Here is a 9,544-nt window from a genome sequence, read left to right on the forward strand (position 1 = left end):
AGCGAACACCGGGCCCTCGCTGGCCCGTCTCAGCCCACCCTCCTCAGCGGGAAGGCGGTCGCGGCCTGGACTTCGTCGAATGTCAAACCGGGAGCCAGATCGATCAGCGTCGCGCCGTCGGCATCGAAGGCGATGACTGCCATGTCGGTAAACACGCGGCTGACGCAGGCCAGGCCTGTGAGCGGATAGGTGCAGCGTTCGACCAGCTTGGCCTGCGCGTCCTTGGTCAGGTGATCCATCATGACCCAGACGGCCTTGGCACCGGTGGCCAGGTCCATCGCCCCGCCAACGGCGGGAATCGCATCGGCAGCACCGGTATGCCAGTTCGCGAGATCGCCGTTGCCGGCGACCTGGAATGCGCCAAGCACGCACAGGTCCAGGTGGCCGCCGCGCATCATGCCGAAGCTGTCCGCGTGATGGAAGAAGCTTCCGCCGGGCAGCAGCGTCACCGGCTGCTTGCCGGCATTGATGAGGTCGTAGTCCTCCTGCCCCTCGGGCGGCGGGCCGCCCATGCCGAGCACGCCGTTCTCGCTGTGCAGGATCACCTCGCGGTCGGACGGCAGGTAGGCCGCCACCTGCGTCGGCAAGCCGATGCCGAGGTTGACGACCATGCCTTCGGCAATGTCCTGCGCGACACGCGCGGCGATCTGCTGACGCGTCCAGCGCTTGCTGCCCGTGCTGCTCATGGCCTGTGCCCTCTCAAGACTTGAAGCCGCCGGCCCGCGTGGCCGCACGGGGTGTCTGGACCAGGCGCTTCACGTAGATGCCCGGCGTGACGACCTGCTCGGGGTCCATCTCTCCCAGCGGCACCAGCTCGTGGATGCTGGCCACCGTGACCTTGGCCGCCGTGGCCATGACGGGACCGAAATTGCGGGCGGTCATGCGATAGGTCAGGTTGCCCCAACGGTCACCGCGTTCGGCCTTGATCAAGGCCAGGTCGGCATGGATGGGGTGCTCCAGCACATGGCCGCGCCCGCCGATGACACGGGTCTCCTTGCCTTCGGCCAGCGGCGTCCCGTAACCGGTGGGTGTGAAGAAGGCACCGATGCCCGCTCCGGCCGCGCGGATGCGCTCGGCCAGGTTGCCCTGCGGCACCAGCTCCAGCTCCAGCTTGCCGGCGCGGTACAGCGCGTCGAAGTGATGCGAGTCGGTCTGCCGCGGAAAGGAGCAGATGATCTTGCGCACGCGGCCGGCCGCGAGCAGCGCCGCCAGGCCCGTGTCGCCATTGCCCGCGTTGTTGTTGACGACGACCAGGTCCCTGGCACCCTGGGCGATCAGCGCTTCAACCAACTCATCGGGCAGGCCTGCAGTGCCGAAGCCTCCGATCATCACGGTGGCGCCGTCTGGCGTATCTGCTAGCGCCTGCTCGGCGCTGGCGCAGAGTTTGTTGATCATGAAGAGCCGTCCAGCTTCTGAAGGAATCCGCGCAGGGCGGCGTGGAACGGGCCCGGCTGCTCGATGACCGACAGGTGGGCCGCGCCTTCCAGCAGATGCAGTTGCGCACCCGGAATTCGTGCGGCCATGGCCTCACTCATGGCGAGCGGCGTGGCCTGGTCCTGCGTGCCCGCGATCAGCAGCGTGGGCAGCCTGAGTTCGGGCAGGCGCCCCAGCGTGTCCAGTTCGCTGACCGCCTGGCATGCTGCCGCGTAGGCCTGCGCATCGGTGCAGACGAGTCGGCGTCGGGCGCGCGCCAGCGTCGCGGGATGGCGCTCGCTGAACTCGGCGCTGAACCAACGCTGCAACGCAGCGTCCGCGATCTCCTCCATGCCTCGCGCCCGCACGGTGGCGATGCGCTGGTGCCATTGCGCACGCGCCGCCTCGTCATAGCCGGCACAGGAGTTCGCGATCACCAAGGCCTTCAGCCGCTGCGGGTGGCGCAATGCCAGCTCCTGCCCGACCATGCCCCCCAGGGACAGGCCGACCCACACCACCGGCTCGGGCCCCAGCTCTTCGAGAACCCTGACGGCATCTTCGGCCAGCTCCGCCATGCTGCAAGGGCCGGCCGGCCGATCGGACTGCCCATGACCGCGGTGGTCGTAGCAGACCACGCGGCAGTCCGCGGCGAGCTTGCTGGCCAGCGCATCCCACATGGACTCGTCGCAGCCCAGCGCATGACTGAGCACGAAGGTATGCCGCGGTGCGGCCCGGCTGGCCGGCTCGCGCACGGTGTAGTGCAGCGACGTCGGGCCGCGCGTACAGGCCTCGCGGCCATAGCCGGGGTGGAAGCTGTCGGCCAGCGCCGCAGGTTCGAGCACCATGCCCAGTTCGCGCATGATCTTCAGCGCATGCGTCACTGCCGTGTTTGCGGCTGGCACGCCGGCATAGATGGCCAGCTGCAGCAAGACCTCTTTCAGCACATCCGGCGTCAGGCGTGAGGCCTCGTCCGCGCTGCTCAACGCGGCGCGGCAATGCAGCTCGAACTCCTCCCAGCGGCCCAGCGACGCGGTAGAGACCAACACGATGATGCGTCGCGTGCTGGCCGCAAGGCCCGGCCGCCCCCAGACCTCATGCCAGGCATAGCGGGTGATGAAGGCCTGGAAATCGGCGTTGAACGCGTTGGCGCCCGCGCTGGCGCCATCCACCCAGGCGTCGCCCAGGATCTCCCGCCGATTGCGCAGGCCGCGTTCCAGCGGGTTGTCGAAATTGTCGGGGGGCATCTTGTCTCCAGCGCTCAGTGGTTGTCTTCGCGAAGCTCGGCCAATTGCTGTGCTGCCAGCGCGGCGGCTTGGTGAACGCCCTGCTCAAGCTTCACGGGCTCAGGCAGTGCGCCGATGTTGGCGAGCATGCTAGCGGTATCCACCCGCAGCCCCGACATCGCGCCGCACAACGCCGCCAAGGCCGCATGGGCGCTGATCCACAGCCACGGCCATTCAGCCATCTCGGCCTGCCAGTTGCCCAGACCGCGCTCGTGCTCCTGATCCATGCAGGCCAGCAGCGCCGCCGCGCGCGCCGGGACACGCCTGGCGTTGGCCAACGCCAGCATCGCGCCGACCGGGTTGTGTTTGTGAGGCATCGCCGTGGAACCACCGCCCTGCTCTTCCTGCAGCTCGCCAACCTCAGCCTGGCTCATCAGCGCGAGATCGGTAGCGAGCTTGGCCAGGCTGCCGCAGAGCACTGCCACCGCCAGCCCCAGTCGCACCCAGTCGTCGCGTTGCGTGTGCCAGCAGCCCGATGACGCCTGCAGCTGCAGCGCCTTCGCCATGGCCTCGCGAACTGCGGGTCCGTGAGGCGCCATGGCCGCGAGCGTGCCGACGGCGCCGCCCAGTTGCAGCTGAAGGCTGGCCTGGGCCTGCGCCAGCAGATGCTTGCGGGCGCGCACCAGCGGTGCTGCCCAATTGATGCACTTGAGCCCGAAGCTGCTGGGTTGAGCCGGCTGCATCAGCGTGCGCGCCAGCACCGGCGTGCGCAGATGCCGCTCGGCCAGCCCGAACAGCATCGCGATCAGTTCCCCCAGACCGGCGTCGATCAGTTGCAGCGCTTCGCGTGTGGCCAGCACCATGGCCGTGTCCAGGACGTCCTGGCTGGTGCAGCCGAGATGGACGCAGTGCACGGCAGCGGGGTCCTTGCGGCCCACGGCCTCCTTCAAGCCCTGGACCAACGGAATCGCCAGACTGCCGGCGCGGCGGCCTGCCGCGGCGAGCGCGGGGATGTCGAAGTCGGCGACGCGACAGCAGGCCACGATGTGCGTGGCCGCCGCAGCCGGAAGGAGGCCACAACCAGCCTGAGCGCGTGCCAGCGCGGCCTCGAAGTCCAGCATGTGCTGGACCAGGGCCTCATCTGAAAAGACTTCGCCCATGGCCTCGGGGGCGAGGAAGCGCTCGAAAAGTGGCAGGCTCATGGCACGCTCAGCAGTAGTCGAAGAAAACGGTTTCCGTCACCGGATCCCCCTGCAGGCGGATGTCCCAGCGGTAGCGGCCCTCGCCGGCGGGAACTGCCAGCAGGCTTGCGCGGCGATCAGTCTGCACCTGCGCCAGCAGCGGCGCCTCCGCGAGGCCCGCGTCATCTGCCAGGAACACCGCCGTTTGTTGATGGAGCCCCAGTCCCCGCGCGAACACGGCGACGTAGGCCGCCGGCTCACCGGCGTGCGGGCGCTTGGCGAGTGCCAGCGAGAACATGCCTTGATCGTCGGTCGCCAGGCGCCGGAAGCTCGGCATGCCGTCTGATGGTGAGCCTTCACCAGGCATCCAGGCTTCCACCCAGCCATCGTTCACCGGCGCGCCATCGCCGTCCAGCAGGCGGCCTTCGATGCACAGTGCCGGCAGGCCGCTCGGGGCACTGGCAGTGACCGCCCATTGCCAGGCTTCGTGAGGAAAGGGGCCGATCGTCTGGGACGGCGTCAACGGCTGTGCCGCGGGAGGGACTTGGCTCATCGGGCGCTCCTCAGAGTCCGAACGGCGTGGCGTTGCGCCCGCGCAGCACGATGTCGAACACATAGCCCAGCATCTGGGCACCGACAGTCTCGTCCAGGCTGAAGCGCGACACCAGGCGCTGGCGGGCTGCGGCGTCCTCGATGCTCTGGAAGATGGGGTCGTGGTCGAACAAGGGGTCGCTCGGGAAATACATCTGCGTGACCAGGCGTTGCGCCATCACGTTCCCGAACAGCGAGAAGTGGATATGTGCCGGACGCCAGGCCTTGTCGTGATTGCCCCAGGGATAGGGCCCGGGCTTGATGGTGACGAAGCGGTAGCGGCCCGTGTCGTCCGTCAGCAGCTTGCCGAACCCGAAGAAGTTGGGGTCCAGCGGCGCCGCATGCTGGTCCTTCTTGTGCCAGTAGCGGCCCGCAGCATTGCACTGCCAGACCTCGACCAGCGAGTTGCGCACCGGCCGACCGTCTTCGTCGGCCACGCGACCGGTCACGACGATCTTTTCCCCCAGCGGCTCGGACTGCCCGTGCTGCGTCAGATCGGCATCGGCAGCCCTCAGCAGGCCCGGCGCCAGCGCAAGGCCGCCACCGGTGACGGCCGGCGCCCTCACCCGCACGGCGGGCTGGGAAGGGCCGCGGGAACGGGTCGATTTGTACGGCGGGTAGATCAGGCGGGGGTGAGTCCCCTCGGTGACGCCGGGAAATTCCATGGATGTCTCCGTTTGATTCTTGACGCTCAGGTCGGCAGCCCGACGTAGTTCTCTGCAATGGACTTGCGCCCCGCCTCGGAGCCGAGCAGGTAGTCCAGCTCGGACTCCTGCATGCGGACGTCGAAAGGGCTGTGGTCGGGGAATTTGTGCAGCAGCCCGGTCATCCACCAGGAGAAGCGTTCGGCCTTCCAGACCCGCTGCAGGCAACGGGCGGAGTAAGCCTCGACACCGGCCACGTCGCCCTTGTAAAAATCGCACAGCGCCTGCCACAGGTAGCCGACGTCGGAGGCGGCCAGGTTGAGGCCCTTGGCTCCCGTCGGCGGCACGATGTGCGCCGCGTCGCCGGCCAGGAACATGCGGCCGCAGCGCATGGGCTCGGCGACGAAGCTGCGCAGCGGCGCGATGCTCTTCTCGATGGCGGGGCCGCACCTCAGCGCGGCGGCCGTCTCGACCGGCAGGCGGCGCTTGAGTTCGGCCCAGAAGGCATCGTCCGACCAGGCTTCAGCGCGATCGGTGCTGGGCACCTGCACGTAGTAGCGGCTGCGCGTCAGGCTGCGCTGGCTGCACAGCGCAAAGCCGCGCTCGTGCCGGACATAGATCAGCTCGTGGGCCACCGGCGGGACGTCGGCAAGGACGCCCAGCCAGCCAAACGGATAGACGCGCTCGAAGGTGCGCAGCTTCTCCGCCGGGATGCTGGCCCGGCAGACGCCGTGGTAGCCGTCGCAACCGGCGATGAAGTCGCACTCGATCTCGCGCAGCTCGCCTTGGACGCGGTATTGCACGCGGGGCTCGTCGGATTCCAGATCCAGCACCTGCACCTCTTCAGCTTCGTAGATCGTGGGCCGGCCGGCGTCGGCGCGCGCCTGCATCAGGTCGCGCGTGACCTCGGTCTGCCCGTAGACCGTCACATGCTTGCCGGTCAGCGCCTGCAGATCGATGCGATGGCAACTGCCGCCCGTGCACAGCTCGAAGCCGTGATGCGGCAGGCCTTCGCGGTGCAAGCGCCCGGCGGCGCCACAGGCTTCCAGCAGGCTGACCGTGATGGGCTCCAACACACCTGCCCGAATGCGGCCCAGGACGTGGTCGGCGCTCCGCTGCTCGACGATGACGCTGTCGATGCCCGAAGCGCTCAGCAACTGCCCCAAAAGCAGCCCTGCCGGACCGGCGCCGACGATGGCAACCTGAGTTCTCATGGTCTGCCTCCTGATCGCCCGAAGATTAAGGGTTCGCGGCCTCCGGGCTCAATGCACTGAGCAGGCATAGACTTGCATATTTCGAACATCGCCACCCCCTCGTTCGCGATGAAATCCCCGCTTCCGACCTATTCCATCTACGGCGAGCATGGCCGCGCGATGGACGTGGACTGGTTGCACTGCGAATCCATCGCGGAGCGCAGCCGGCTGCACGAGTGGGAGATTCGCCCGCATCGGCACGAGCTGCTGTATCAGCTCTTCTGGATCGAGAAGGGCCGGGTCGTGGTGAGCTTGGACGGCAGCGACCAGCAGCTGAAGGGGCCTGGCGTGTTGCTCGTTCCACCGCTGGTGGTGCACGGCTTTCACTTCGAGCCGAATCTGCGTGGCCATGTCGTCACCGTGCTGGCCCAGCATCTGACGAAGTTGCTGGCCGAGGAGCCGGTGCTGGAGCAGCGGCTTTCGCAGCCGCGCGTCCAGCAGCTCGACGCCGCTCAGGCTGCACTGGTCGCGGCCGCCATGCGGTCGCTGCGCGAGGAGTTCGGCGATGCGCAGGACTGGCGGTCACTGAGCGTCGACAGCGCCCTGATCCGGTTGCTGGTGACTTTGGGACGCTGCCTGACGGCACCGGCCGATGCGGCTTCGCCGCAAGGGGCGCGCAGCCTGCAGCATGTCCAGCGCTACCGCGCGCTGATCGAGGAGCGCTACCGGCAGCAGCCGGCGGTATCGGTGCTGGCGGCGGAGATCGGCATCACGCCCACGCAGCTGAATCGCGTCTGTCAGTCGACGCTGGGCTGCTCCTCGGTGGCCGTGCTGCACGCCCGGCTGCTGCTGGAAGCGCAGCGGGAGCTGGCCTACACGACGATGAACGTGAAGCAGATCGCCGATCACCTGGGCTTTGCCGATGCGGCCTATTTCACGCGCTTCTACCAGCGCAAGACCGGACTCGCGCCCACGCAATGGCGGGCCGCCTGCGGCAAGGTCAATGCCTGACCGAATTGCGTGTCGTGGCGAAGGCAACTCGACGCGCTGAAGATCGGGCGCACCGAGCCGTGCGACGGCGCGCTGTGGATCGGGGCCCATCGCCACTCCGACGGCTTTGAGGCCGCATTTCGGGCCCCGAATCCCGCACGGTGTCGCGCCGCCGTTGTGGTTGTGGCAGCCCTGGCTAGCATCGTTTCTCACCGCATTCCACACCGCGCACCACGCCCGTCTCCTCGACCATGCGTCATCTCATCGCCACCCTCGCGTTCTGCCTCGCCACGCTGGCCAGCTTTGCACAGGCCGCGCCGCCCATCGCCTTCGTCCACGTCAATGTCGTGCCCCTCGCGACCGACGGTGTCCTGCCTGACCAGACCGTCCTCATCGTCGATGGGCGCATCCAGGCCGTCGGCAAGGATGTCGCCCTCCCTGCGGGCACAACGGTCATCGACGGCCATGGCACGGCTTATCTGTCGCCCGGCCTTGCGGACATGCACGTGCACTCCGACACGCGCGCCGACATGACCGTCTACCTGGCCCATGGCGTGACCTCGGTGCTCAATATGGGCGAGGCCTCGAACGGCTTCGTTGGCCGCACCAAGGTGCGAGCCAATCGCGCCGAGATCCCCTCGCCGCACGTCTATACGGCCTTTCGCATCGACGGCACCCCGAGCTATGGCAGCTTCGTGGTCACCACGCCCGACGAGGTGCGCGCGTCCGTGCGTCTGGCCAAGACCAATGGCCACGACTTCATCAAGGTCTACAACGACCTCACGCCCGAAGTGTTCAGCGCCCTTGTGGACGAGACCCGGCTGCAAGGGCTGCCCATCGTGGGCCACGGCGTCACCCGCGTGGGCCTGCGCAAGCAGCTCGCCGCGGGCCAGCTCATGGTGGCGCACGCCGAGGAGTTCCTCTACACCGTCTTCGACATCGACACGTCCAAGGACGACAACGCCGCGCCCGACGACGCGCAGATCCCTGCGGTCGTCGAGATGGTCAAGCGCAGCCAGGCCTTTGTCACCGCCGACCTCGCCACCTACGGGGCAATAGCCCGCCAATGGGGCAAGCCGGCCGTCGTGGAGTCGTATCTGAGGGCGCCCGAATCGCGTTACGTCTCGCCGCAGGATCGCATCGGCTGGAAGCTCGCAGGCTATGACAGCCGCACGGGCAGCCTCGACAAGCGTCTCGCCTTCCTCGCGCGCTTCGTCAAGGCTCTGAGCGACGCCGGCGTGCCGCTGATCACGGGCACCGACGCGCCTTCGATACCGGGCATGGCACCGGGCTTTTCCCTGCACGATGACATGGACCGCCTCGTCGCGGCCGGCCTGTCGCGCCAGCAGGTCCTCGCCGCCGCGTCACGCGCGCCGGGCGAGATGGTGGCTCGCGCGTTTCCGGCTCAGACGCCTTTCGGCACCGTGACGCCCGGTGCTCGCGCCGACCTGGTGCTGAGTGCGGGCAATCCGCTGGACGGCTTGGCGACGCTGCGCCAGCCGCTGGGGGTGATGGCGGGCGGGCGGTGGTACAGCCAGGAGGAATTGCAGGGCCTGCTGCTGGGGGTTGCGCGGCGCTACAAGGAGGCGGGGTTTCCGGAGTGAGTGAATCACGGCTGGCCTTCGCTCGCYGGGCCTGCCAGGCACCCATGGTGCGCCGATGATTTCAGCTGTTGGGGCGAGGTGGGCCCGTTCAGCTCGCCGCTTCAACTTCGGCATGCGTCCTGTGCTCATGCCGAGCGCACAGCATCGCTGCCAATTGTTCGGGCACGTCGTTGTCAAAGCTCATCAGCAGTTCGGAAGACTGGCCCGCGGCAACGGCCTTCAGGACTTCAGCCACGCAGGTCTTTTGCGCGTCGGTGGCCGGCTGCTTGAGCTTGGCCTCCAGCAGCGCCAAGGTCTCGTCGCGCAGGCGGGCTGAGCCCAGGACATGCCAGGCGTAGTCGACTTCGTAGCGCTCGACGGCGTCCTTCAGGCTCTCGCCGTCCAGCCGGGACTCTTGCGCAAAGAGGTTCAGCGTGCGGGTGCAGAGGGTCTTGGCGACGAGCGCCAGCAGTTCGTCGTGCATGGGGGTGTTTGCAGCGGCCATGGGTGGGTCCTTGATAGAGCACTCAACCCACGGGATCTGGAGTTGCCGAAGGTCCATGGGCGGACCTGCGCAGAGGTTGGCGTCTGGGCACCAGGGGCGGAATGCTCGGGATCGGTCGGACCGATCCCTCGGCCTGCGCGCAAAGCGCTCCGGCCCGTGGCTGGCGCCACGTCCAAGGCAGTCCACTGGACTGCCTTGAGCGAACCACTCGGTGGTTCTCA

At 68.0% G+C, this 9,544-nt stretch carries 10 protein-coding genes; 2 read left to right on the top strand and 8 right to left on the bottom strand.

Going from position 1 to position 9,544, the window contains the following annotated elements:
* Positions 1–29: 29 nt before the first annotated feature.
* From AC1DW3_RS14700 to pobA, 7 genes are read right to left on the bottom strand one after another with little or no spacing between them, the layout of a single operon-like run.
* Positions 30–686, bottom strand: coding sequence for a 3-oxoacid CoA-transferase subunit B (locus tag AC1DW3_RS14700; RefSeq protein WP_477932125.1), 657 nt, complete (start codon positions 684–686; stop codon positions 30–32).
* A gap of 13 nt (positions 687–699) precedes the next feature.
* Positions 700–1,395: a 3-oxoacid CoA-transferase subunit A gene (locus tag AC1DW3_RS14705; RefSeq protein ID WP_477932127.1), complete on the bottom strand. Its 696-nt coding sequence runs from the start codon at positions 1,393–1,395 to the stop codon at positions 700–702.
* Positions 1,392–2,657, bottom strand: coding sequence for a bifunctional 4-carboxymuconolactone decarboxylase/3-oxoadipate enol-lactonase PcaCD (pcaCD, locus tag AC1DW3_RS14710; protein ID WP_477932129.1), 1,266 nt, complete (start codon positions 2,655–2,657; stop codon positions 1,392–1,394). Before pcaCD ends, AC1DW3_RS14705 begins: the two co-directional genes overlap by 4 nt.
* 14 nt (positions 2,658–2,671) lie before the next feature.
* Complete coding sequence (locus AC1DW3_RS14715) at positions 2,672–3,838, bottom strand: lyase family protein (RefSeq protein WP_477932130.1); 1,167 nt, start codon at positions 3,836–3,838, stop codon at positions 2,672–2,674.
* A gap of 7 nt (positions 3,839–3,845) precedes the next feature.
* On the bottom strand, positions 3,846–4,340 hold the full coding sequence (locus tag AC1DW3_RS14720) for a peptidase associated/transthyretin-like domain-containing protein (RefSeq protein ID WP_477932132.1): 495 nt from the start codon (positions 4,338–4,340) through the stop codon (positions 3,846–3,848).
* A gap of 40 nt (positions 4,341–4,380) precedes the next feature.
* Positions 4,381–5,073, bottom strand: coding sequence for a protocatechuate 3,4-dioxygenase subunit beta (gene pcaH / locus AC1DW3_RS14725; protein WP_477932134.1), 693 nt, complete (start codon positions 5,071–5,073; stop codon positions 4,381–4,383).
* Between the two features lie 26 nt (positions 5,074–5,099).
* Complete coding sequence (pobA, locus tag AC1DW3_RS14730) at positions 5,100–6,266, bottom strand: 4-hydroxybenzoate 3-monooxygenase (protein ID WP_477932136.1); 1,167 nt, start codon at positions 6,264–6,266, stop codon at positions 5,100–5,102.
* 108 nt (positions 6,267–6,374) lie between these two features.
* On the opposite strand from pobA, the gene AC1DW3_RS14735 reads away from it, so the two are divergent.
* Together AC1DW3_RS14735 and AC1DW3_RS14740 are read left to right on the top strand one after the other, a co-directional pair.
* On the top strand, positions 6,375–7,256 hold the full coding sequence (locus tag AC1DW3_RS14735) for a helix-turn-helix domain-containing protein (protein ID WP_477932138.1): 882 nt from the start codon (positions 6,375–6,377) through the stop codon (positions 7,254–7,256).
* Positions 7,257–7,486: 230 nt separating this feature from the next.
* Positions 7,487–8,839, top strand: a complete 1,353-nt coding sequence (locus tag AC1DW3_RS14740; protein WP_477932140.1) for an amidohydrolase family protein — start codon at positions 7,487–7,489, stop codon at positions 8,837–8,839.
* An 88-nt stretch (positions 8,840–8,927) separates the two neighbouring features.
* Here AC1DW3_RS14740 and AC1DW3_RS14745 read toward each other — a convergent pair whose 3' ends face one another.
* Positions 8,928–9,323, bottom strand: a complete 396-nt coding sequence (locus tag AC1DW3_RS14745) for a hypothetical protein (RefSeq protein WP_477932142.1) — start codon at positions 9,321–9,323, stop codon at positions 8,928–8,930.
* Between the last annotated feature and the right edge of the window lie 221 nt (positions 9,324–9,544).

The sequence above is a fragment of the Roseateles sp. P2_H4 genome, from assembly GCF_056403315.1.